The sequence below is a fragment of the Devosia alba genome, from assembly GCF_039938915.1.
GTDB lineage: Bacteria > Pseudomonadota > Alphaproteobacteria > Rhizobiales > Devosiaceae > Devosia > Devosia alba.
Window position 1 is genome coordinate 307,105 of the sequence record NZ_JBDUUI010000001.1, and the last position, 24,277, is coordinate 331,381.

A 24,277-nucleotide genomic window follows, 5' to 3' on the forward strand; every position below is an offset into this window, starting at 1 on the left:
GGCGCGCCGTCCTGCGGACCGGTATTCATCTTCTGCTAACGCAACAAGCCGCCCATGCGCTCAAGAGCCAATTGAACCGTTTCACTCTTGCCGGCATAGGACAGCCGCACATAGCCTTGCCCGTCGACCCGATCGAAATCAATGCCTGGGGTCATGGCGACGCCAGCCTGCTCCAGCATCCGCATGCAGAACGCCATCGAGTCATTGGAAAATCTCGAAATCCCGACATAGGCATAAAACGCCCCGTCCGCAGCCGCACCAACATCAAACCCCAGCTCGCGCAGCCCGGCGTCAAGCAGTAACCGATTGGTTGCATATTCGGCTTTTCGCGCTTCCGCATAATCGCGTTCTCCCAGCGCCACACTGGCCGCAATCTGGCTTAGGGTCGGCGCCGATATGAACAGGTTCTGCTGCAAAATCTCGGCCCGCCGCAACATTTTGGCAGGCAGCACCATCCAGCCTATGCGCCAACCGGTCATGCAATAGTATTTCGAAAAGCTGTTGATGATGATCGCGTTGTCCGTCAGTTCCAGCGCGCTGATCGATGGCGCGCGATAATCCAGCCCGTGGTAGATCTCATCGGAAATCAACACGATGCCCAACCGTTCGCAGGTGGCGACAATGTCGGTTAACCCCGCCCGGTCCAGTGCAGCGCCGGTCGGATTGGCCGGGCTGGCAAACAGCAATCCGGCAAATGGCTCCCTGGCATGGGCGGCGGCAATATCAGCGCCCGTCAGGCGCCAGCCATTGCCCACCGAGAGCGGGATTTCCGCGATCTCGAACCCCAATCCGAGCAGCGTGTTGACATAGGCCGGATAGCCCGGCCGGGTAATGGCGATACGCGCGCCTGGCCGAAATGCGGTATGGAAGGCCAGAATGAAACCAGCGGATGACCCGGTGGTACAAATAATTGCCTCTGCATCCACAGCCACCCCATGCTGGTCCTGGTAATAGCCCACCAGACCAGCCCGCAACTCATCCAGCCCCTTGGCATTGGTATAGCCCTGCGCCAGCGGCAACGCCTCGCGGACCGCCTCAAGCACCCGCGGCGCAGGTGGTGACGCCGGTTCGCCCAATTCGAGATGGCAGACGTTGCGCCCGCTCGCCTCCATGGCCTTGGCCCGCTTGAGGATTTCCATGGCATGGAACGGCATCAATCCATCGGCAGCAATATCGGTCATGGTCACTCCTTGGCATATCCCGGCCTATCGGGAACCGCCCCGCCTCTCAACAACAATTGATGGCAGTGCCAAGCTCGTGTTCACTCTTCCCTGCTAATTGTGTTCCAGCTCTGCTAGAAGGCAGGCATTGTTCAGGACCGGAGTTCCAGCCCCCATGTCACGCGTCACTATCGCTCTTGTCGCTCTCGCAGGCATCCTTGCTGGCGGCCTCGGATATGCCACCTTGGTGCCGCCGGCGCCGCACACCGACAATGTGGCCGTGCAAGCAATGATCGATGACGCGATCAGTGCCTATGACACCAAGCGCAGCGCAGCCGTGGCAGCCGCCCCGGCGCAGGATGTTGCGGCCATTACGCCCGAGGCGATCAACGCGCAGATCGAATCGTTCCTGATGAATGACCCCAAGATTCTTCAGCGTATGTCGGTGGCACTCGACTCCACGCTCCGCGCTGAAGAGCGTGAGCAGGCCACCGTTGCGATTGCCTCCATGCAGGAGGCCATTTTCAACGATCCCGGCCAGATCGTGGTCGGCAATCCTGATGGCGATGTGACCCTTGTGGAATTCTTCGACTACAATTGCGGCTATTGCCGCTCGGCCTTGCCCGATCTGGCCACTCTGCTGGCCGAAGACCCCGGTCTGCGCGTCATCCTGAAAGAATTCCCCATCCTCTCCAACGAATCCATCGACGCCGCCCGCGTCGCTGTTCTGGTTGGCGAGGCTGACGCCGACTACTGGAGCTTCCACGAGGCCCTGTTCACCAGTCGCGGCAAGGTCGACAAGCAGGTCGCTCTGGCGGCCGCGGCCGATCTTGGCCTCAGCCCGGTCAGCCTGGAACTCGACATGGGCAAAGACAGCGTCTCCAAGACCATCCAGACCTCCTATGAAATTGCCAAGGCGCTCAACATCACCGGCACGCCGACCTACATCATCGGCAATGAGGTGATCCCCGGCGCCATTGGCATTGAAGAACTGCGTGAGCGCATCGCCAATATGCGCGCCTGCGGCCAGAGCCTGTGCGATAGCTGACCATCTTCATTCACCGGTGCTTTGCTTTTCAGTGCATTTCGTGTAACCGCGCTTGCTTGGATACGAACACCCGGTGCACAAGGCTGACATCATGGTAAAGCGCGTTCTCGTCCTCAATGGCCCGAACCTCAACCTGCTCGGCACGCGCGAGCCGGGCATCTATGGCGCTGACACGCTCGCCGATGTCGAAACACTTTGCCAGCAGGCCGGCAGTGAGCTGGGCCTGAGCATTGACTTCCGCCAATCCAATCACGAAGGCGAGCTGGTCACCTGGATTCAGGAGGCTCGCACCACCGCCGACGCGATTCTCATCAACCCGGCAGCCTATTCCCACACCTCGGTGGCCATCCCCGATGCGCTCAAGGCGGTGGGCTTGCCCGTCGCCGAGGTGCATCTGACCAATATTCACCAGCGCGAAGCATACCGACACCATTCCTATGTGTCGGCGATCGCCTATGGCGTCATTTGCGGCTTCGGGGTCACCGGGTATAGAATGGCGCTGATAGCGCTCGCCGAAAAACTCAAATAACGATCAACGCGCAATGCGCGGGAGACCGACAAGAATGACCAAGTCATCGCAAGTGGATCAGGACCTGATCCAAGCCATCGCCGAGCTGCTGAACAAGGAAGATCTCGTGGAGATAGAGATCGAGCAGGAGGATTTCCGGGTCCGGGTCACCCGCTCTTATCCCAATGAAGGCGTGACCTACGCTGCGCCGCAGCACTATGCGCCTGCCCCATCGGCAGCGCCGACCTCGATTGCGCCAGCCGGCTCGGTTGCTGCAGCTGCTCCTGCCAGTGCGGAAGACCTGGCTTCCAACCCGGGCACCCTGACCTCCCCCATGGTCGGCACCGCCTACAGTTCGCCCGAACCCGGCAAGGCCGCCTTTGTTGCCGTGGGCTCCAAGGTGAGTGAAGGCCAGACCCTGCTGATCATCGAAGCCATGAAAACGATGAACCAGATCCCCGCACATCGCTCGGGCACCGTTACGCGTATCCTGTTCGAGGATGCCCAGCCGGTCGAATACGGCGAGCCACTCGTCGTCATCGAGTAAGGGGAGCCCCATGTTCCAGAAGGTCCTGATCGCCAATCGCGGCGAAATCGCTCTGCGCATCCTGCGTGCCTGCAAGGAACTCGGCATCCAGACCGTAGCCGTACATTCCACCGCAGATGCCAACGCCATGCATGTGCGCCTTGCTGACGAAAGCGTCTGCATCGGGCCACCGTCGGCCAAAGACAGCTATCTCAACATTCCCTCGATCATGGCCGCCATCGAGATCACCGGCGCTGACGCCGTGCATCCCGGCTATGGCTTCCTGTCCGAGAATGCGCGCTTCGCCAAGATTCTGACCGAGCACAAGGTGACCTTCATCGGTCCCTCCTCGCACCATATCGACATCATGGGCGACAAGATAACGGCCAAGAAGACAGCCGTGGAGCTTGGCATTCCGGTGGTTCCGGGTTCACCCGACGCCGTTGAGACCGAAGCTGACGCCAAGCGCATGGCCAAGGAAATTGGCTATCCCGTGCTGATCAAGGCAACCGCTGGTGGTGGTGGTCGCGGCATGAAGCTGGCAAATTCGGAAAAGGACGTGCTGACGGCCTGGTCGACGGCCCGCGCCGAGGCGGCTGCCGCCTTTGGCAATGGCTCGGTCTATATGGAAAAATATCTCGGCAAGCCGCGCCACATCGAGGTGCAGATCCTCGGTGACGGCCAGGGCAATGCCGTGCATCTGGGCGTCCGCGACTGCTCGCTGCAGCGCCGCAACCAGAAGGTCTGGGAAGAGGCTGGGGGCCCCACCATCAGCCCCAAGGAACGCGACGAAATCGGCGAAATCTGCGCCGTTGCCATGCGCAAGCTGAAATACGCCGGCGCCGGCACCGTCGAATTTCTCTACGAGAACGGCAAGTTCTACTTCATCGAGATGAACACCCGCCTGCAGGTGGAGCATCCCGTCACCGAGCGCATCACCGGCATCGACATTGTCTATGAACAGATCCGTGTCGCCTCAGGCGAGAAGCTGTCGATGACACAGGACGAGGTGAAGTTTGTCGGCCATGCCATCGAAGTGCGCATCAATGCCGAAGACCCGCAGACCTTTGCGCCGTCACCGGGAACGATCACCTTCTACCACCCTGCCGGTGGTGTTGGCGTGCGTGTCGATTCGGCGGTCTATCAGGGCTACAAGATCCCGCCCTATTACGACTCGCTGATCGGCAAGCTGATCGTCTATGGCCGTACGCGCGACGAATGCCTGCAGCGCCTGCGCCGCGCTATTGATGAGTTCGTCATCGACGGCATCAAGACGACGCTGCCGCTGTTCCAGCGCCTGATCAAGGAGCCCGACATTCTGTCGGGCAATTATGACATTCACTGGCTGGAAAAATATCTGGACGATAACAAGGTCTGATGCAAAGGGGCGCACTGCGCCCCTTTTCTTTGCCCAACCGCCCCCCATCGCTCCAGGCGGCTTCCCCGGAAATAGGTTGTATCCCTAACTACACCGCCAGCAGGCGTTTCATTACCGTCCATCTTGCGCGCCGCGCCAGCATGGCCCATCATGCGGTCGGCCCTGTAGGGGGGGACAATATGGCAATTGCGTTGGACGGCCTTGATCCGGCATTCCGATCCAAGATGGAGGACCTGCTCGGCAATCTGGTTGCAGTCGGTGTGGACATGCGACCCTATTACGGGCTGCGCACGCTTGAGGCCCAGGCGAAGCTCTGGCGGCAGTCGCGCGCCATCCAGGAAATTACCGCAGCCATCAAGAAATTGGCCAGCGCAAAGGCCAACTTCCTGGCCAGCGTCCTCGATGGCGTCGGCCCCCAGCACGGTCCCCATGTCACCAATGCGCTGCCCGGCCTGAGCTGGCACCAATGGGGCGAAGCTCTCGACTGCTTCTGGAGCCTGAATGGCTCGGCCGAGTGGTCCGCCAGCACGAAAGCCGACGGCATCAACGGCTACCGGATCTATGCGAGCTTTGCCAAAGACATGGGGCTGGATGCCGGCGGCTTCTGGCACAGTTTCAAGGACTGGCCGCACGTGCAGATGCGATCCGCCGGTTCGCCCATCAGTGCGGGTATGACCTTGGCGGAAATCGATGCCGAGATGCACAATCGCTTCGGATAATGGTCGCCCTGGCGTGACGACGGAACCCGTTAGGCGCCCCTGCGTCCCCTGCGCGCAAACGCGCATGGCCCAGATTGGCGTCAAATGCTAAAATCGGGTGGTTCCGGAGTTGCACCATGTCACGCCGCCAAGATCCCTTCGACCTAGACATCACCCCCGAACTCATCATACGCGCCTACCGGGCCGGCATTTTTCCGATGTCCGAGGATGCCGAGGATGAAGACCTGTTCTGGGTCAGCCCAGAATTGCGCGGCATCATCCCGCTCGATGGCTTTCGCCTCTCGACCAGCCTGCGCAAGGCGATCCGAAAATCCGGCTTTGTGGTCAAGGTTGACACCGATTTCGCCGCCGTCATCGAGGCCTGCGCCACGGTTGGCGCCGACCGCGACACCACCTGGATCAACCACACCATTCGCGCCGTCTATGGCCAGTTGTTCCAGCGCGGCATTGCCCACACCGTGGAAGTCTGGGATGGCGATGATCTGGTTGGTGGTCTCTACGGCCTGGCCATTGGCGGCGCCTTCTTCGGGGAATCCATGTTCCACCGCCGCACCAATGCCAGCAAGATGGCGATGGCTCATCTGGTGGCACGGCTCAACGCAGGTGGCTTCGTCCTGCTCGACACGCAGTTCCTCACCGACCATCTCGAATCGCTGGGCGGCATTGAAATCCCGCGCGAAGACTATGAGGAACGCCTGGCCGCGGCATTGTTGGTGCCGGGTGATTGGGACGCCATCGACCGCGTCTAGCTGCGCGCAACCCGCAACCCGCAACCAACTGGTTACCTTCATCGAAACCAAAAGACCCCGCCAGATTGGGCGGGGCCTTCGTTTTTTGAACCGCTACAACCTAGTGGTTGTCGCGTGGAATACCCTCGGTCTGGGCGATGCGCTGGTACTTTTCGGCGGGCTTGAGGATGGCGCCGTCGCCCAACTGGCCAACGATACCGCGCTGGATTTCCTGCCATGGTGTCTGGTGCTTGGGGTATTTGTAGCCACCAGCCGCCTCCAGATCCGCCCGGCGCGTGGCAATCTCTTCATCAGAGATCAGGATATTGGCCTGCCCCTTGTTAAGATCGATCCGCACCTGATCGCCGGTTCGCAGAATGGCCAGATTGCCGCCCGCCGCTGCTTCTGGCGAAGCATTGAGGATCGAGGGCGACCCCGAGGTGCCTGACTGCCGGCCATCGCCGATGCAGGCCAGCGCCGTGATGCCCTTCTTGATCAGATAATCGGGCGGCCGCATATTGACCACTTCCGCCGCGCCCGGATAGCCGATCGGACCGGCACCGCGCATGAACAGCAGGGTGTTCTCGTCGATCGCCAGCGCCGGATCGTCGATGCGATGGTGATAGTCTTCCGGCCCGTCAAACACCACAGCCTTGCCCTCGAACATCCCCGGATGGGCCGGATTGTTGAGGTAGCGATCGCGGAACTCGGTGGAGATCACGCTGGTCTTCATAATGGCGTTGTCGAACAGATTGCCGCGCAACACCAGGAATCCCGCTTCGGTCTTGAGCGGATTATCAAAGGGCCGGATCACCTTGTCGTCCTGAATCACCGTGTCACGGCAGTTCTCGCCCATCGACTTGCCGTTGACTGTTGGCGCGTTCTCGCGGATCAGCCCGTGGTTCATCAACTCGTTGACCACCGCCGGCACGCCGCCCGCATGGTAGAAGTCCTCGCCCAGATACTCTCCCGCAGGCTGCATGTTGACCAGCAGTGGCACTTTGTGACCATGGGTCTGGAAATCCTGCAGTTCCATGTCCACGCCCATGTGCTTGGCAATGGCCTGAATATGGATCGGCGCATTGGTCGAGCCGCCAATCGCCGAATTGACCACAATGGCGTTGATGAAGGCGTCCTTGGTCATGATGTCGGACGGTTTGAGGTCCTCATGCACCATGTCCACGATGCGCTTGCCGGTGCGATAGGCCATTTCCTGGCGGTCGCGATACGGCGCCGGGATGGCGGCCGAACCCGGCAATTGCATGCCCAGCGCTTCCGCCAGCGAATTCATCGTCGAGGCTGTGCCCATGGTATTGCAGAAGCCGGTCGACGGCGCCGAGGACGCTACCAGTTCAATGAACTGGGCATAGTCGATTTCGCCGGCCGCCATCATCTGGCGCGCCTTCCAAACAATGGTGCCCGAGCCGGTCCGCTCGCCCTTGTGCCAGCCATTCAGCATCGGGCCAACCGAGAAGGCAATCGCCGGGATATTGACGGTTGCTGCACCCATCAGCATGGCGGGTGTGGTCTTGTCGCAGCCAATGGTTAGCACCACGCCGTCCAGCGGGTAGCCATAGAGCACTTCTACCAGCCCGAGATAGGCCAAATTGCGGTCGAGGCCTGCCGTGGGCCGCTTGCCGGTTTCCTGGATCGGATGCACCGGGAATTCAATGGCAATGCCGCCCGCTTCGCGGATGCCTTCGCGCAGACGTTCGGCCAGCACGATGTGGTGACGATTGCAGGGGCTGAGGTCCGAGCCGGTCTGGGCAATGCCGATGATCGGCTTGCCCGACTGCAACTCCTCGCGCGAAACGCCGAAATTCATGTAGCGCTCAAGATAGAGCGCGGTCATGTCCGGGTTCTCCGGGTTATCGAACCAGGCGCGCGAGCGCAATTTATTGGGCGTGGATCCGCCGTCAGCTGCCGTCATTTTGAACTTTCCTTACTGCTCCCTGCCGTGCGTATGAAACGCCGGGATTGAGGCCGTTCTAACATGGTTGGCGACGCTGTGAATGGCCTTCGACAGAAAAATCATACTTTTGCGCTTTTCGGAGAATTATCTGCCCTGATCTGTCGGAACGCCCATCCCGGCTTACCCAGCGAGCAGACAGTGCCGTGCCGTTTCGGGCAGCTTTGGCCTCGGACGGAGCAACGATATTCGGTCTGGCTGAAAAACGGTTCAGCCATTAGGGTCACGCCGAAATTGAGCGGCGGGAGAACACTTGGTGAGTGATATCGTAGACTGGGTCGCCGTCGATTGGGGCACCTCCAATTTGCGGGCATGGGGTATCGCGACCGACGGCAGCGTTGCCCTGCAGCGCCATTCCGACAACGGCATGGGCAAGCTGGCACGGGAAGATTTCCCAGGCGCACTGAGCGAATTGCTGGATGGCGTGACCAGCACGCGCAACGGTCCCATTGATGTGCTGATTTGCGGCATGGCTGGCGCCCGTCAGGGCTGGCTCGAGGCGCCCTATCTTGAGGCGCCCGCCGACTTGCGTGGCTTGCTGGCCGGCGCGGTGCATCCGGCCATGCCGGGCAGCCGGTTTGCACCCGCCATCCTGCCCGGCGTCTGCCAGAAGGCTGGCGCTGACAATGTCATGCGGGGCGAAGAGACTCAGCTGCTCGGGCTGGCCGCGCTGCAGCCGGGCTTTTCAGGCGTAGTCTGCCTGCCCGGCACCCACTCCAAATGGGCCCAACTATCCGGTACCCGCGTCGAACGCTTCTCGACCGCCATGACTGGCGAAATCTATGAAGTGCTGCGCACCCATTCGGTGCTGCGCCACTCTTTGACGGGCGATCTCGATGGCCCCGGTCGCGCCGATGGTTTTGTCACCGGTGCCCGGGCCGGACTGGACCACCCCGAGCAATTGCTGGGCACGCTGTTTCAGGTGCGCGCCAGCGCCCTGCTTTCGGGCCGCCAACCCGATTGGTGCGCCGGCTACTTGTCGGGTTTGCTGATTGGCACGGAAATCGGCAGCAACCGCCATTTGATTGGCCAGCAGGCCGTGCCATTGATTGGCTCAAGCGTGCTGTGCGCACTCTATGCCCAGGTGCTGGGCATGATCGGCGCCACCGGCATGCCGCAGGATACCACCAATATTGTTCTGGCCGGCCTCAAGGCCGCGCGCAGCTACGCCGCTTAGGAGCCTATTTTTTATGGAACATCGTCACCTGATCGCCATCCTGCGCGGCATCACCCCCAGCGAGATCATCGGCGTCTGCGAGGCCCTGATCGAAGCCGGCATCACCATGATTGAGGTTCCCCTCAATTCGCCGGACGCCTTGATCAGCATTGCCATTGCTTCCAACGCCCTGGGCGACGCGGCAACGATTGGCGCCGGCACCGTGCTGAGCCGCAAGCAGGTCTGGGCCGTGTCCGAGGCCGGCGGCACCTTTGTGGTGTCCCCTGACACCAACAAGCAGGTCATCAAGGAGACCATCAGCCTGCAAATGCTCTCCTTCCCCGGCGTCTTCACGCCCAGCGAAGCGTTCCGCGCCATCAAGGCTGGCGCCACCGGCCTCAAATTCTTCCCCGCTGAAGCGCTTGGACCCAAGGGCATCAAGGCCATGACGGCTGTGCTGCCGCCCGACATCCCGCTTTATGCCGTGGGTGGCGCCAACCCCGATAATTTCAGTGAATACTTCGACGCCGGTTGCGCAGGCTTTGGCCTGGGCACCTACCTCTACAAGCCCGGCACGGACGCAGCTCAGGTCGGCGAACGCGCCGCCACTGCCGTGACCGCCTATGATGCGGGGTACCCCGAATGAGCCAGACTGCCCGACTGCTCATCGACAGCCAGTGCGCGCTTGGCGAAGGACCGATCTGGCATGTCGGTCGCCAGCAATTGTTCTTCTTCGACATCAACGAGCAGACACTGTTCGCTGTGACCGCCGCTGGCGAGATCGTCGATAGCTGGCTGTTCAACGAAACCGTCGCCGCCGCAGCAATCGTTGATGACCACACCCTTGCTCTGGCGACCGATACCGGCCTCAAGCAGTTCGATCTGACGACGGGCGGCATGAACCGCATCAACGAGATTGAGGCCGACAACCCGCAGACTCGCACCAATGACAGCCGCGTCCATCCATCAGGCGCCTTCTGGATTGGCACCATGACCCGAAGCGAGCAGGAAGCCCCGATCGGCTCGGTCTACCACTATCGTGCCGGCACCCTGACCACACTCAAATCGGGCATCTCCATCCCCAACGCGACCTGCTTTTCACCCCACGGCACCATCGCCTACTGGACCGACACCCCTACCCGGAAAATCATGCAGTGCGCCACCGATCCTGCCACCGGCCTGCCGATTGGCGCATGGACGCTGTTTGCCGATGTCTCGGAGGGCCGTGGCTATCCAGATGGCGCCGTGGTCGACAGCCAGGGCTATCTGTGGAACGCCAAATGGGGCGGCTCCTGTGTCGTGCGCCACGCGCCGGACGGCTCGATAGACCGCATCGTGGAGGTCCCGGTCAGCCAGGTCACCTGCCCTGCCTTTGGCGGCGCTGACCTCAAAACGCTGTTCATCACCACCGCCGCCAAGAACCTCACGGCCGAGCAGCTTGCCGTGGAAAAGGTCGCCGGCGGCCTCTTCGCCATAGATGTCGACATAGCCGGCCAGGCCGAAACCCCGATCCAACTTTGAGACTTTTACGATGATCAACCCGACCCTGGGCGTCTGCTACTATCCCGAACACTGGCCCGAGGAGGTTTGGGAACAGGATGCTGCGCGCATAGCCGAGGTGGGCATTGGCTTCGTCCGGATTGGCGAATTCGCCTGGTCCAGGCTCGAGCCGACGCCGGGCGAGCTGCGCTTTGACTGGATCATCCGCTCCATGGATGTAATGGGGCGGCACGGCCTTAAGGTGGTGTTCGGCACCCCCACGGCGACACCGCCCCGCTGGATGGTCGACAAGCACCCCGACATGCTGGCGGTTGATGCGCATGGCCGCCAGAAGGGCTTCGGCTCCCGCCGCCACTACGATTTTTCCCATCTTGGCTATCGTGATGAGGCTGCCCGCATCACCCAATTGCTGGCCGATGCGGTGGGCGATCATCCCGCGCTGACCGGCTGGCAGACCGATAATGAATATGGCTGCCACGGCACCACCTATTCCTACACACCCGCCGCCAAAGCCGGCTTCCAGCGCTGGCTGGCCGACAGATACGGCACGGTGGCGGCGCTGAACCAGGCTTGGGGCAATGTGTTCTGGTCGATGGAATACAACCGCTTCGACCAGATCGAACTGCCCAATCTGCTGGTCTGCGAGCCGGCGCCGGCCCACGATCTGGATTTCCGCCGCTACGCGTCTGATCAGGTCGCCGCCTTCAACAAGGTGCAGTACGACATTCTCAAGGCCAGGCGCCCGGACCTGCCCGTCATCCACAATTTCATGAGCCGCTATACCGAGTTCGATCATTACGATCTGGCGGAAACGCTCGATATCGCCAGCTGGGACAGTTATCCGCTCGGCCATCTCGCCGTCAGCAATGAGCCCGACGAGGTCAAGCGCCAATATATGCGCCAGGGCGACCCGGACAATGCCGCTTTCCACCACGATCTCTACCGCACTGTCGGGCACGGCCGCTGGTGGGTCATGGAGCAGCAGCCAGGCCCGGTGAACTGGGCACAGTTCAATCCCGATCCCCTGCCCGGCATGGCCCGGCTCTGGGCCTGGGAAGCCTTTGCCCATGGCGCCGAAGTGGTCTCCTACTTCCGCTGGCGCCAGGCGCCCTTCGCCCAGGAGCAGATGCATGCCGGCCTGCTGCGGCCCGACAGCGAACCCGCGCCGGCCTATCACGAGGCCAGCCAGGTCGCCCAGGAACTCAAGGCCGTTGGCCTTTCCGGCACGGCCAACAAGGGCCGTGTCGCCATCGTCTTTGATTATCAGAGCGAATGGGCCTGGGAGGTGCAGCCGCAGGCCAAGGGTTTCAGCCACGCTGCCCATGTCCGGGCGCTCTATGCCGCCTTCCGGCGCCATGGCCTCGACATCGACATCCTGCCGCCCGGCACCACCAGCTTTGCCGGCTATGCCATCGTCGCCATTCCGGCGCTGTTCGCCTGGAGTGATGCCTTGCGCACCGCCATTGCCGCGTTTGATGGCCATGTGCTGATTGGCCCGCGCACCGGCTCCAAGACCGAGAACTTTGCCATTCCCCCCAAGCTGGCGCCCGACCTGCCGCGCAATCTGCTCGACCTGCAGGTGATCCGTATCGACAGCCTCGACCCATCTGTCGAAATCGAGGTCAGGGGCAGCGGCGCCGTGCATCATTGGCGCGAACGCATCGAGACCAGGGCCAATATTGTCATCGAGGATGTCGATGGCTGGCCGGTGCTGGTCAATCAGGGCAAGCTCTACTATCTGGGCGGCACCGGCACCAAGGCGCTGGTGCACCGCGTGGTCGACTATCTGATTGCCGAAGCGGATGTGCCAACCCTGGCGCTGCCTGCCGGGGTCCGTTGCCGCACCCGTGACGGCGTTCGCATCTACGTCAACTACAATGCCGGGCCGGCGACGCTCACCCTGGCCAAAGACGAAACCGGCTATGTGCTCGGCACCGCCGAAGTGCCCGCCGCCGGTGTTACCATCGCGCGGCTCGCCACGGCCGGTTGAGATTGGGGATGGCGGTGCGGACCTCAAACCGCGCCGCCACCGCGTCCCAGCGCAACCAGTGCACCCCACCGGCCAGCAGATCATCACCGTCAATGACCAGCCCCCCGCCACAATTGTTCGGTGCCCGCGGTCGCGCGATCAGCAGGTCATGGGCGCCACAATCCTCGGCAAAGGCGGCGGCGTTCTTGACCACGGCGATGGAAAACTGTGGCGTGCGCGCAATGCAGCCCAGACCATCACAGCGCAGGCCGGAAAACTGCTCGGCGATCACCTCCTGATAGTGCTCGCTCCATACTTCAACGGCAAAGCTGCCCGCACGGCCCGAGACCAGCCCCATGCCCGCTGCATCGCGCACGGCCACCGCCTGCGTCGTATCGGCAATCAGCACATCGGGCCGCAGGTCAAGCCCGAACAGCAATACCAGCGGCACAGCCAGCGCCGGTCCCAACAGGCGCCAGCGCGTTCTGAAGAAGGCAAACCACGCCAGCGCTGCCAGTCCCAGGATCAACGCCCAACCCGTCAGCAGCGGGTTACCAATCAGCGAACTGCTCCAGCCGGCAACCAGCGTGGCGCCATCCACCATCCGGTCAATGCCCCAGCCCATCACGGCCAGAAAGGGCCGCTCAATGCCAAGGGGCATGCTCAGCACGGCCAGCACACCAAATGGCATGATGATCAAGCTCACCACTGGCAGCACCAGCACATTGCCGACGACGCCCAACGGGGCGGTCTGCTGAAAATGGTAGGCCGAGAACAGCAGCGTCGCCGTCCCGGCAATGAAACTGGTTGCCGCCGTCGCCCATAGCGTCGCCCCGATGCGACCCAGCACCGTGCGATCGCCTCGCGGACTCGCGCGTGGCATCTCATAAATGCCGATCAGCGCCACCACGGCGGCAAATGACAGCTGGAAACTGGCGCGAAACACGCTGGCCGGATCGATCACGATAATAGCCAGCGCCGCAATTGCGACATTGCGCATGGTCAGGGCGCGCCGCCCAGCCAGAATGGCCCCGAAAATCAGCCCCAGCATCATTGCCGAACGCAGCGCCGGCACATTGGCCGTGCCGCCGGCCAGCAGCATATAGCCCGCTGCCGCAACCAGCCCGACGACCGCCGCCAGCTTTTTGACAGGCCAACGAATGGCCAGCGCAGGAATGGCCGCCAGCAGCCAGCGCACCAGCCAGAATATCCCGCCGGCCACAATCGACAAATGCAGGCCCGAGATCGAATAGATATGCGCCAGGCCCGATTGCGCCATCACCTCGCGGGTCTCATCGGTAATCCCGCTCTGGTCTCCGACCACCATGGCGCGGCCAATCGCCGCCGCGGCCCCATCCAGTTCCTCATCGATGCGAGCGCCAATGCCCATGCGCAACTGCTCGACCCAGCGGCTCACATCCAGCTGCGAGCCTGAGCTGATCTGCGCAAACTCACTGGTCACCGCGCCATAGGCGCCAACGCCGGCAAAGTAGGCATGAAACTGGCCGTCATAGCTGCCCGGCAGCACCGGCCCGGGCACCGGCGTCAGCCGCATCTTGGCCCGGATCCGGTCGCCGGGGGCCAGCGGCGGTTGCGGCGGCACCACCAACCGGGCCCGCTCAATAGGCACGGGCCGGGTATCGGCGATGGGGGTCAGGGCAGAAACAATCACCCGACGGTCACTTTCGGTCGCCGAGACAATCTCGTCGACGCGCGCCTCAAATGTCCCATAGGCGGGATGCTCCAGCATGGCGGTGCCAAACCACAGGCCATGCAGCGGCAAAAGGCTGGCGCCAAGCCAGAAACACGCGAGCATGCCGGCCAGCGCCAGCCACCGGGACTGCCGCAGCCCGACAGCGAACACCAATATGGCCACCCCGCCCGCCGCCAGCGCCCAGGCCTGCGGTTCCACCGGGACAATGGCATAGCCGATCAGGCCGGCAATCATGGCGAACGGCAGCAGCACAAACAGCCGTCGCGCCGCCAGTTCAGCGGACAGCGCCGCCGCCATGGACCGCCAAACGCTTGGCTTCTCGCCATATTGCCATGTGCCAGCAACAAATGCCGGCAAGCGCGCAGGCTGAACGGGGCCGTCCATGCTGCCGGATTCGCGATGAAGAATTTCACCCTGCTGCACCGGCCCTGCCCCCGCCCTTGCGCTCGTGCCTCTCTATGCTACACACGGCTCTCAATCTCTCCAAGCACTCCGGTCTCATGTCCCAGGTCGTCACCCGTTTCGCCCCGTCGCCCACTGGTTATCTGCACATCGGTGGTGCCCGCACCGCGCTGTTCAGCTGGGCCTTTGCCAAGAACCAGGGCGGCAAGATGCTGCTGCGCATTGAAGATACCGATCGCGAACGCTCGACCGAAGCAGCCGTGACCGCGCTCATCGACGGCCTGAAATGGCTGGGTCTGGACTGGGATGGCGAGCCGATCAGCCAGTTTGGCCGCGCCGCACGCCATGCCGAAGTGGCGCGCGAACTGGTCGCCAAGGGTCACGCCTATTATTGCTACAGCTCGCCAGCCGAACTCGAGCAGATGCGCGAAGAAGCCCGGGCTGCCGGCAAGCCCCCGCGCTATAACGGCTATTGGCGCGACCGCGACCAGAGCGAAGCTCCCGCAGGCGTTGATCCGGTAATCCGCATCAAGGCGCCGCTGAGCGGCGACATCGTCGTCAACGATCATGTCCAGGGACAGGTGGTATTCAAGGCCGAGAACCTTGATGATTTCATCATCATGCGCTCGGACGGCACGCCGACCTATATGCACGCTGTGGTGGTGGACGATCACGATATGGGCGTCACCCACATCATCCGCGGCGATGATCACCTGACCAATGCCGCCCGCCAGATCATCATCTACAACGCCATGGACTGGCCTGTGCCCGAAATGGCGCACATCCCGCTGATCCATGGCCCCGATGGCGCCAAGCTCAGCAAGCGCCACGGTGCCCTGGGGGTCGAGGCCTATCGCCAGATGGGTTATCTGCCCGAAGCCCTGCGTAATTACCTGGCTCGCCTCGGCTGGAGCCATGGCGATGACGAATTCTTCTCGACCGATCAGATGATCGAGTGGTTCAGCCTGGACGCCCTCAACAAGGGCGCTGCGCGCTTCGACTTCGTCAAGCTCGAGAATATCAACGGTCACTATATCCGTGCGGCCGAGCCCGGCTATCTCTACGACGTCATGTTGGCCACGGCCCGCGAAGTCGGCCGCGACACCGATGTGGCCGGCCTGACGGCCAACCGGGCAACAGTGCTCAGTGCCCTGCCCGAACTGCAGCCGCGCGCCAAGACGGTGCTGGAGCTGATCGATCTGGCCCAGTTCATCTATGCGTCACGACCGCTGTCCATCGATGCGCCCGCGTCGGCACTGCTGACCCCCGATTCACGCGCGGTGCTGGGCGACATGGCCGAGATCCTGCGTGGTCTCAATGACTGGTCCGTGCCGGCCATTGATGCCGCCATGCGCGCTTTGGCCGAAGCCAAGGGTCTCAAGCTGGGCAAGCTGGCACAACCCCTGCGGGCTGCGATGACCGGACGCACTGTCTCGCCCGGCATTTTTGAAGTTATGGTGCTGATCGGTCGCGACGAAGCCATGGCCCGCCTGGAAGATCAAATCAGCGCTGTCTAGTGCTAATTGCTGGGTAAGCCTTGCTTACCCATTAGTTGCCTCGGGCCAGCAAAAGCTGATACCTGTCCGGGGAAATATGTGACTGCCAAATGCACGGCCCCGACCCTGCCGAAATCCCTTTTCATTCTGGGTTACGGGGCCTTCGAGGAGAGCTGAATGACCGATAAAGTCGCCAAACTCGTCATCGGGGATCAAACCCACGAATTTCCCGTCATGTCTGGCTCGGTTGGTCCCGATGTCATCGACATCCGTACCCTCTACGCCAAGACCGGCATGTTCACCTACGACCCAGGGTTCACCTCGACGGCGGCCTGCGACAGTGCCATCACCTATATCGATGGTGACAAGGGCGAGCTGCTCTATCGCGGCTACCCGATTGATCAGCTGTCCGAAAAGAGCTCCTATGTGGAGGTCTGCTATCTGCTGCTCTATGGCGAACTGCCCAACAAGACCCAGCTGGCCGAGTTCGACAAAGTCGTGTCACGCCACACCATGGTGCATGAGCAGATGCACTATTTCTATCGTGGTTTCCGTCGCGATGCGCACCCTATGGCCATCATGACCGGCGTGGTCGGGGCCATGGCCGCATTCTACCACGACTCCACCGACATCTCCGATTCGCGGCAGCGCGAGATTGCCTCGATCCGCATGATCGCCAAGATGCCGACAATTGCGGCCATGGCCTACAAGTACTCGGTGGGTCAGCCCTTTGTGTACCCGCGCAACGATCTCGATTATGCGTCGAACTTCCTGCATATGTGCTTCTCGGTTCCGGCCGAGGAATACAAGGTCAGCCCGACCATCGCCAAGGCGATGGATCTGATCTTCACCCTGCATGCCGATCACGAGCAGAACGCCTCGACCTCGACCGTGCGTCTGGCCGGCTCGTCTGATGCCAATCCGTTCGCCTGTATCGCGGCTGGCGTGGCCTGCCTGTGGGGCCCTGCCCATGGCGGCGCCAATGAAGCTGCGCTCAACATGCTCAAGGAAATCGGCACTGTTGACCGCATTCCCGAGTTCATCGCCCGTGCCAAGGACAAGAGCGATCCGTTCAAGCTGATGGGCTTTGGCCATCGCGTGTACAAGAACTTCGACCCGCGCGCGACCGTGATGCAGAAGACCGCCAAAGAGGTCCTTGACCTGCTCGGGGTGCGCGACAACCCGACGCTGCAAGTGGCTCAGGCGCTCGAGAAGATTGCCCTTGAAGACCCCTACTTCATCGAGCGCAAGCTCTATCCGAACGTGGATTTCTACTCCGGCATCATCCTCGAGGCCATCGGCTTCCCGACCTCGATGTTCACCGTGCTGTTCTCGGTGGCGCGGACTGTCGGCTGGATTTCCCAGTGGAAGGAAATGATCGGCGATCCGCAGAAGAAGATCGGTCGCCCACGCCAGCTCTATAACGGCGCGCCAGCCCGCGACTACATTCCCGTCGACAAGCGCTAGGCGCCCGACCAATAGCTCAGGACCCGGTCTGCCGGGTCCTGACGCGGAAAGTCGGCTTCGCCGCATTCCATCAAGTCCTCAAGCTCGCCAAAGGCCGCAATCTGGTCCTGGCGGGCTTTTTTGTTATCGAGCAAAGCGCTCAGGCTGGCCACAATCGCCGCGGGATCAGGTCGCGATTGCACCAGTTCGGTCACCGCGTCACGGTCCAGAATGATGTTGGGCAACGAGACCATTGGCCGGCCCAGCCGTTCAAAGGCCCGCGCCTGATGGCTGTCCATCACATAGCTCACCACCATCGGCACGCGCGCCATGGCCAGTTCCAGCGTTGCTGTCCCGGCCACTGACACTGCCGCAATGGCCCGCCCATAGAGTGCACGACGCTCAGCCCGGTCTGCGACCACTTCGACCGGCAGCGGCCAATCGGCAACCGCCTGGCCAATCCGTGCCGCCAGAGCGGGCAAGGTCGGGATAACGACCCGCTCAAGGGCCGGGTGGCCCGCCAGAGTGTCAATTACCGCACGGAACAGCGGCAAGTGCCGCCTGAGTTCGCCCTCGCGGCTGCCGGGCAGCAGGATCAACGGCCCTGCATCGGGTCCCTCGACATGGGTGAGCCCCTCGGCCAGCGCAGGATGGCCCACATAGCTGGTCGGTGGTCCACCCAGTCTGTGCATCACCGCTGGCTCGAACGGCAGCACGGCCAGCACTTCATCAAACAGGGGTTTGAGCTTGGCAGCCCGCTCGGGCGCCCGGGCCCAGACGGTTGGCGCGGCATAGAGAATGCGTGTGCCCTTATGGCCCAGCGCCTTCAGGCGTTTGGCGACCAGCTTGGAGAAATCCTGGGCATCGACCAGCACCACGACGTCGGGTTGACCGGCCACAATATGCCGCGCCGTCTGTTCGACCCGCCACAACAGCAAGGGGAGCCGTCGCAGCACATCGCTGATGCCCATCACCGACAGATCGCTCATCGGATAGAGCGAGACCAGCCCCATCGCCTTGAGCTCATCGCCCCCCACGCCGGCAAGTACCAGGGGCACACGCTGCCGGAGCCGCGCCACCAGATCGGCCGCTATCCGGTCACCCGAGGGTTCACCGGCGACAATGAACAGCTTGAGCGCGCTAGTCATTGTCGATGCCCAGGCCCAGCACCGCCACGCCGTGCTGCTCCGCTGCAACCGACAGCGCATCCCGTTGCAGCACCAGGCTATGCCCTGCCTCAACGGCTATGACCGCTATGCCGGCTGCTGCACAGCCAATAATGGTTTGTGGCCCAATGGCGGGCAGATCGATAAAGGCCGATTGCTGGGGCTGCCGCGCCTTGGCGAGGATCAACGGCGCAGCACCATTGCCGGTCAACCCACGCGACCGCAAAGCCCCGACCCGCTCAATCAGCGCGTCCGTGCCGCCAATATCTTCAACCGCGATAACCCGCCGACCCGAGACGATCGCCGCCTGTCCGATGTCCAGCGCCCCGATGGCTCGGGCCGTCTTGAGCGCAAACAATGCTGCTGCCCGGTCGGCAAATGCAGGTCCGGCAATGGCACCATCAGGCGCCAGCAGCTCGGGCGACAATTCATGCACGCCAACCAGATCGGCCCCGGTCATCTTCTTGAGCACCTTGGCCAGAGCCGCCAGAGCCGCGTCACCCACGGCAGTCTCAGCCATGCCCTCACCAGCCGGGGCATTGCCATTGGCAAAGCGGATCAGCCCCTCACGCGCCTTGTCAGGCAGATGAATGCCTCCGGCCAGGACGATATGGCTGGTTCGAAAGATCTTGAGTGACCAGATGATCCCCAGCGGATTTTCCAGATCGGCGGCAATCATTTTCACCCCGGCAATCGCCGCACGGGGCTCCAGCGTCAGAACCTGGACTTTGTAACCAGCCCGTTGGGCCGCCTCAATGGCGTGGGGGACAAGCTCGCCCGACCCGGCAAAGATCGAGAGCCGACCCGCCACCCTGGCCATCACTCAGCGGACTGGCCGTTGCGCGGCATCAGGATGGGCCGATCGGATGCCGCCATGATGAAGGCGACAACCTCCTGCACCAGTGCATCATCCTTGAACAGACCTGCGGCATCCTCGACCCGCTCACGCAGCGTGCCCTCGTTGGAAAAGATCTGCCGATAGGCCGCGCGTAGGCGATGGATCGCCTCACGATCAAACTTGCGGCGCTTCAGTCCCACCAGGTTCAGCCCCGTCAGCGCGGCGCGGTTGCCCACGGCCATGCCGTAGGGAATGATGTCACCGTCCACCATCGAATGCGCGCCCACAAAGGCATGCGCCCCAACACGGGTGAACTGGTGGACCACGCAGGTGCCGCCAAAAATGACATTGTCGCCAATCTGGCAATGGCCGGCGATGCCGACATAATTGGCCATGATCACGTTATTGCCGATGATCGCATCATGGGCCACATGTGCACTGGCCATGATCAGGCAATCATTGCCGATCCGGGTCAACATGCCGCCGCCCTCGGTCCCGGGATTGATGGTCACCGACTCGCGAATGGTGCAGTTCTGACCAATCTCGAGCCGCGAGGCTTCACCGTGATATTTCAGGTCCTGCGGTACGTGGCCGACCGAGGCGAACGGAAAAATCCGCGTTCCCGCGCCAACCTCGGTATTGCCCTCAATCGACACATGCGAAACCAGCTCCACATTGTCGTGCAGCACGACATTGTCACCGACAATGCAGAACGGGCCAACCTTGACGCCATCGCCCAGCTGCGCCCCACGACCAACGATGGCTGTTGGATGAACGGACGCAGAGCTCACGAACTCGCCTCGACGATCATTGCGGTAATCTCAGCTTCTGCAATAACCGTCCCGCCAACAATGGCCTCGGCCTTGTAACGGCCGACATTGCGGCGGCGCTGGATCTTGGCAATATGGAACTCGATGACATCGCCAGGACCAGCCGGCTTGCGGAACCTGGCCTTGTCGACGCCCAGCATCAGCACGATGTTTTTCTTGCCGGTATTGGAATCGTGCTTGATCACGATCGCACCGGCGGTCTGCGCCATGCCTTCAATGATCAACACGCCAGGAAAAATCGGGTCGCCTGGGAAGTGACCTTGAAAAATTGGCTCATTGAACGTGACATTCTTGACGCCCACAGCTGTCTCGTCGCCATTGATCTTGATGATCTTGTCGATCATCAGGAACGGATAACGATGCGGCAGGCTGGTGAGGATCTCGGCAATGCTCATCGCAGTGAGCTCGGTGCTCTCGGTCATCCCCGCTTTTCCCCTTTGGAAAGTTTACGCATGGTGGCGAGTTCTCGCCAAAAATCCCTGATATCCTGAGCAGGCGCCCCGGCAATTTTCGAGCCCTCTGGCCAGTCCTTGGTCACGGCCGCGCGTCCATGCACGACCGAGCCGGCGCCGATGCTCAAATGCCCGGACGTCCCGACACCACCGCCCATCAACACGCCGTCGCCAACAATGGTCGAGCCTGACAGCCCGCTCATGGCCGCAATCAGACAATTGCGGCCTATGCGGCAGTTGTGGCCGATTTGCACGAGGTTGTCGATCTTGGTGCCTTCGCCAATCATCGTGTCGCCCAGTGCACCCCGATCAACGGTCGAATTGGCCCCGATCTCGACCTTGTTCTGGATCAGCACGCGACCCAGTTGCGGCAGCTTCCGGTTGGTCAGGCCAAAATCCAGCCAGCCAAAGCCCTCGGTACCGACCCGGACGCCCGAATGGATCACCACGTCATTGCCGATATGGGCACAGTCGATCGTGCAGCCCGCTGCAATGGTCGTGTTGCGACCAATGGTGACACCGGCCCCGATGACCGTATTGGCCCCGATGATCGTGCCACGGCCGATCTCAACACCCTGCCCGATCACCACATTGGAACCGAGGACCACGTCTGCTTCGAAAATCGGCTCGCCGAGATCGTCTCGTCCGCCGGCAATCACGCTTCGCGTGCTGTCGGGGTAGAAATAGTCGAGCATATCGGCGAACAGATGATGCGGCTTGTCGCTGACCAGCGCCAGACATCCCTCCGGCACCGCATCACGCAGCGCCGGCAGCACGATGACCATGCCGGCCCCGGTAATCCGCAGTTCCTCTGTGTAACTGGCATGAGCCGCCAGGGCCAGATCGCTGGGACCGGCCAGCACAAGGTCGGAAACACCATCAATGGTGAAGTCGGGATCAGCAAAACCCGTTAGCAGGTCGTCGCGCCCAAGCGCGGCCAAAACAGTGCCGACCGTTGCGGGGCCGACGAAGCGATGAAAACGAATATCGACCATGATGTCACTTAAAAGCATTGAGCCGCGGCGCTACCGCCCCGCGGCTCAATGAACTGTTGTACGGCAATAGGCTAGAGCAGTGTCTGCAACGATAGCTGGAACACCTGGGTCCGGTCCGAAGTCGACTTGTTCAGCACGTGAGCAAAATCACCACGCAGCGGACCGAACGGGCTGTCCCAGATCAGCGACGCGCCGATCGAGGTGCGCCATGGCACGTCCTGGCTGCCAGGATCGACATTGGACAACGTCGCTGTGCCAGTGCCAATCCGCGGCAGACCGTCAACCCAGGCCGCATCGGCCCAGATGGCGCCGCTCAGCCCGTAGCTCTCCGGCACGGCCGGGAGCGGGAAGTTCAGCTCCGCCGAGACACCGGCATACATGGTCGCACCGAGATATTCGCCGCTCTGCAGACGCGGCCCAAGGCCACGGCCTTCGAAACCACGGATCAGCTGGGTACCAGGATTGAACGCCTCAACAGCATGGACGCCATTGCCGCTCATATCGTTGATCACGCCGGCCTGGCCCTTCAAGCTGGCAACAATCCCACTGTCTTCGATCACCGGCACGAAATAGCGCGCCCGGGCTTCTGACTTGAGCAGATTGTGATCCCAGCCAATGTACTGCTGCGTAAAGGTTGCATACAGCCCGGTGGTTGGCTTCTTGAGGTCATCCACGCCGTTCCAGGTGAGGGAGTAACCAATAAACGCCTTGGTGAACTCCTGACCATCGACCACCAATGACGACTGATGGGCCGGATTGTCCTTATTGTCGGCAATCACCTTGTACTCGCCACCGGCGAACACGGTTGACGACAGATCAGAGGTCAGCGGGATGCCGAGGCGCAACTGGCCACCGGTCGCCTGCGAACCATAGAACGAGCTTGTCGTTTCTTCGGTGATGCGATGATAGGCATCCAGACCAGCCGACACCTTGAGACCCATGAAGCGCGGCTCGGTGAAGGAGAAGTCGAACGTCCGGCCAGCCTGCGAAGCGCCAATGGCGGCCCGCACATACTGCCCACGACCCAGGAAGTTGCGCTCGGTCAGCGAGATTTCACCCAGAATGCCGTCCACGGTCGAGTAGCCGGCAGTGGCGCCATATTCACCGGTCGACTTCTCAACCACCGCAACATTGATCACTACCTTGTCCGGCGCCGAGCCGGCAGCTGTGGTCACATTGACGGCTGAGAAAAAGCCCAGATCGTCAATATTGCTGCGACCGCGAACCACGAGTGCACGATTGAAGGGGTCGCCTTCAGCGAACTCCAGTTCGCGACGGATGACGAAGTCGCGGGTCTTGGTATTGCCGGTAATGTTGACCCGTTCGACATAGACGCGCGGACCTTCATCGACCAGATAGGTCACCTTGAAGGTGCCATTGGCCACATCACGATCCAGACGTGCCCGGACGTCAGCGAAGGAATAGCCCTGCGTGGTCGCCTCATAGGACATGTCTTCGATGGTCGACTGCAGATCGCTAACCGAATAGCGACGCCCCTCGCCCGTCTTCACCGCGCCACGAAGAGCATCGGTGTTCAGGCCGGCAATGCTGGTCTCGATACCAACATCGGCAAACTCGTACTTCTGACCTTCATTGATCGTGAAGTTGATGAAATAGGCATTGCGCGCCGCGTCATACTCGCCCACCGAGGTCACCTGTGCGTCAGGGTACCCACGATTGGCGTAATACAGCCGGACACGCTCGCGATCGACAGCCAGCTTCTGCTCGTCATAGCCGTCATCCTTGAACAACCAGCTCAGAATGCCGGTTTCCTTGGTCAGCAGCGCGCCCTTGATATTGCCGGACGAGATTGCGTTGTTGCCGGTGAAGTTGATCGCCGCGATACCCGCGCGATTGCCTTCATTGACGACAAACACCACACGAACGCGACCATCAGCGATGGACTCGACGCGCGACGTCACCCCCACGGACAGATAACCCTCACGGTCATAGGCCTGACGAATGCTCTCGATATCGGAAGCCAGCCGCTGCTGGCTGAAAATGCCAGAGGAAGAGACATTGACCATGTCCAGGAGCTGCGCGTCGCTGAAGCGCCGATTGCCCTCAAACAGCACCGAGCCTACCAATTGCTCCTGCGCCTGCACGGTCGCCACACCCACCAGTGGAATACCGGGACCTGCGATCGAAGCTACGCCCAGCATCGCTAGCGCCAGGAAAGCGCCGCGCATCAACTTGGTGTGGATCATATTATACTGCCTTCTTCGACCATGCCCGAGAAATCGCCATGCATAGCGCGCCCCCCAGCTTAATTCCATT

21 protein-coding genes are annotated in these 24,277 nt (G+C 61.8%); 12 read left to right on the top strand and 9 right to left on the bottom strand.

Annotation, left to right across the window (positions count from 1 at the left end; genetic code table 11):
• Positions 1 to 35 precede the first annotated feature (35 nt).
• Positions 36 to 1,181, bottom strand: a complete 1,146-nt coding sequence (locus tag ABFY71_RS01430) for a pyridoxal phosphate-dependent aminotransferase (protein ID WP_347944361.1) — start codon at positions 1,179 to 1,181, stop codon at positions 36 to 38.
• Between the two features lie 154 nt (positions 1,182 to 1,335).
• Here ABFY71_RS01430 and ABFY71_RS01435 point away from each other — a divergent pair, with 154 nt between their 5' ends.
• The 6 genes from ABFY71_RS01435 (at position 1,336) to aat (ending at position 6,088) form a co-directional block, all read left to right on the top strand.
• Positions 1,336 to 2,208: a DsbA family protein gene (locus tag ABFY71_RS01435; protein ID WP_347944362.1), complete on the top strand. Its 873-nt coding sequence runs from the start codon at positions 1,336 to 1,338 to the stop codon at positions 2,206 to 2,208.
• Positions 2,209 to 2,299: 91 nt separating this feature from the next.
• Complete coding sequence (gene aroQ / locus ABFY71_RS01440) at positions 2,300 to 2,737, top strand: type II 3-dehydroquinate dehydratase (RefSeq protein WP_347944363.1); 438 nt, start codon at positions 2,300 to 2,302, stop codon at positions 2,735 to 2,737.
• A 34-nt stretch (positions 2,738 to 2,771) separates the two neighbouring features.
• A complete protein-coding gene (gene accB, locus ABFY71_RS01445; protein WP_305580506.1) occupies positions 2,772 to 3,263 on the top strand; it encodes an acetyl-CoA carboxylase biotin carboxyl carrier protein in 492 nt (163 codons plus the stop codon).
• 10 nt (positions 3,264 to 3,273) lie between these two features.
• On the top strand, positions 3,274 to 4,620 hold the full coding sequence (accC, locus tag ABFY71_RS01450; RefSeq protein WP_305580504.1) for an acetyl-CoA carboxylase biotin carboxylase subunit: 1,347 nt from the start codon (positions 3,274 to 3,276) through the stop codon (positions 4,618 to 4,620).
• Between the two features lie 179 nt (positions 4,621 to 4,799).
• Positions 4,800 to 5,339 carry a M15 family metallopeptidase gene (locus ABFY71_RS01455; protein WP_347944364.1) on the top strand — a complete coding sequence of 180 codons (540 nt, stop codon included), beginning with the start codon at positions 4,800 to 4,802 and terminating at the stop codon, positions 5,337 to 5,339.
• A gap of 116 nt (positions 5,340 to 5,455) precedes the next feature.
• Positions 5,456 to 6,088, top strand: coding sequence for a leucyl/phenylalanyl-tRNA--protein transferase (aat, locus tag ABFY71_RS01460; protein WP_347944365.1), 633 nt, complete (start codon positions 5,456 to 5,458; stop codon positions 6,086 to 6,088).
• 100 nt (positions 6,089 to 6,188) lie between these two features.
• Here the strand turns inward: aat and ABFY71_RS01465 are convergent, their stop codons facing one another.
• The gene (locus ABFY71_RS01465) at positions 6,189 to 7,997 is read right to left on the bottom strand and encodes an IlvD/Edd family dehydratase (RefSeq protein ID WP_347944366.1); all 1,809 of its coding nucleotides are present in this window, start codon (positions 7,995 to 7,997) and stop codon (positions 6,189 to 6,191) included.
• 295 nt (positions 7,998 to 8,292) lie between these two features.
• On the opposite strand from ABFY71_RS01465, the gene ABFY71_RS01470 reads away from it, so the two are divergent.
• The 4 genes from ABFY71_RS01470 to ABFY71_RS01485 are packed head-to-tail and all read left to right on the top strand — an operon-like array spanning position 8,293 to position 12,682.
• Positions 8,293 to 9,213 (top strand): 2-dehydro-3-deoxygalactonokinase, encoded by a 921-nt coding sequence (locus ABFY71_RS01470; protein WP_347944367.1) that lies wholly within the window; start codon positions 8,293 to 8,295, stop codon positions 9,211 to 9,213.
• Positions 9,214 to 9,226: 13 nt separating this feature from the next.
• On the top strand, positions 9,227 to 9,838 hold the full coding sequence (locus ABFY71_RS01475) for a 2-dehydro-3-deoxy-6-phosphogalactonate aldolase (protein ID WP_347944368.1): 612 nt from the start codon (positions 9,227 to 9,229) through the stop codon (positions 9,836 to 9,838).
• Positions 9,835 to 10,713 (top strand): SMP-30/gluconolactonase/LRE family protein, encoded by an 879-nt coding sequence (locus ABFY71_RS01480; protein WP_347944369.1) that lies wholly within the window; start codon positions 9,835 to 9,837, stop codon positions 10,711 to 10,713. The genes ABFY71_RS01475 and ABFY71_RS01480 overlap by 4 nt, the downstream gene beginning before the upstream one ends.
• A 10-nt stretch (positions 10,714 to 10,723) precedes the next feature.
• Positions 10,724 to 12,682 (top strand): beta-galactosidase, encoded by a 1,959-nt coding sequence (locus tag ABFY71_RS01485; protein ID WP_347944370.1) that lies wholly within the window; start codon positions 10,724 to 10,726, stop codon positions 12,680 to 12,682.
• On the opposite strand, the gene ABFY71_RS01490 is transcribed toward ABFY71_RS01485, so the two are convergent.
• Positions 12,651 to 14,759, bottom strand: a complete 2,109-nt coding sequence (locus ABFY71_RS01490; protein WP_347944371.1) for a ComEC/Rec2 family competence protein — start codon at positions 14,757 to 14,759, stop codon at positions 12,651 to 12,653. The genes ABFY71_RS01485 and ABFY71_RS01490 overlap by 32 nt on opposite strands.
• 116 nt (positions 14,760 to 14,875) lie before the next feature.
• On the opposite strand from ABFY71_RS01490, the gene gltX reads away from it, so the two are divergent.
• Positions 14,876 to 16,294, top strand: a complete 1,419-nt coding sequence (gene gltX / locus ABFY71_RS01495; protein WP_431021491.1) for a glutamate--tRNA ligase — start codon at positions 14,876 to 14,878, stop codon at positions 16,292 to 16,294.
• 156 nt (positions 16,295 to 16,450) lie between these two features.
• A complete protein-coding gene (gene gltA / locus ABFY71_RS01500; RefSeq protein WP_347944373.1) occupies positions 16,451 to 17,740 on the top strand; it encodes a citrate synthase in 1,290 nt (429 codons plus the stop codon).
• Here the strand turns inward: gltA and ABFY71_RS01505 are convergent.
• From ABFY71_RS01505 to bamA, 6 genes are all read right to left on the bottom strand, one after another.
• Positions 17,737 to 18,867, bottom strand: a complete 1,131-nt coding sequence (locus ABFY71_RS01505; protein ID WP_347944374.1) for a lipid-A-disaccharide synthase — start codon at positions 18,865 to 18,867, stop codon at positions 17,737 to 17,739. The two genes, gltA and ABFY71_RS01505, sit on opposite strands and share 4 nt — an antisense overlap.
• Positions 18,860 to 19,705 (bottom strand): UDP-2,3-diacylglucosamine diphosphatase LpxI domain-containing protein, encoded by an 846-nt coding sequence (gene lpxI, locus ABFY71_RS01510; RefSeq protein ID WP_347944375.1) that lies wholly within the window; start codon positions 19,703 to 19,705, stop codon positions 18,860 to 18,862. The genes ABFY71_RS01505 and lpxI overlap by 8 nt, the downstream gene beginning before the upstream one ends.
• Complete coding sequence (lpxA, locus tag ABFY71_RS01515; RefSeq protein WP_305577731.1) at positions 19,705 to 20,514, bottom strand: acyl-ACP--UDP-N-acetylglucosamine O-acyltransferase; 810 nt, start codon at positions 20,512 to 20,514, stop codon at positions 19,705 to 19,707. Before lpxA ends, lpxI begins: the two co-directional genes overlap by 1 nt.
• The gene (gene fabZ / locus ABFY71_RS01520) at positions 20,511 to 20,975 is read right to left on the bottom strand and encodes a 3-hydroxyacyl-ACP dehydratase FabZ (RefSeq protein ID WP_347944376.1); all 465 of its coding nucleotides are present in this window, start codon (positions 20,973 to 20,975) and stop codon (positions 20,511 to 20,513) included. The genes lpxA and fabZ overlap by 4 nt, the downstream gene beginning before the upstream one ends.
• The gene (lpxD, locus tag ABFY71_RS01525) at positions 20,972 to 22,000 is read right to left on the bottom strand and encodes a UDP-3-O-(3-hydroxymyristoyl)glucosamine N-acyltransferase (RefSeq protein ID WP_305577727.1); all 1,029 of its coding nucleotides are present in this window, start codon (positions 21,998 to 22,000) and stop codon (positions 20,972 to 20,974) included. The genes fabZ and lpxD overlap by 4 nt, the downstream gene beginning before the upstream one ends.
• Before the next feature lie 71 nt (positions 22,001 to 22,071).
• Positions 22,072 to 24,207: an outer membrane protein assembly factor BamA gene (gene bamA / locus ABFY71_RS01530; protein WP_347944377.1), complete on the bottom strand. Its 2,136-nt coding sequence runs from the start codon at positions 24,205 to 24,207 to the stop codon at positions 22,072 to 22,074.
• Positions 24,208 to 24,277 lie beyond the last annotated feature (70 nt).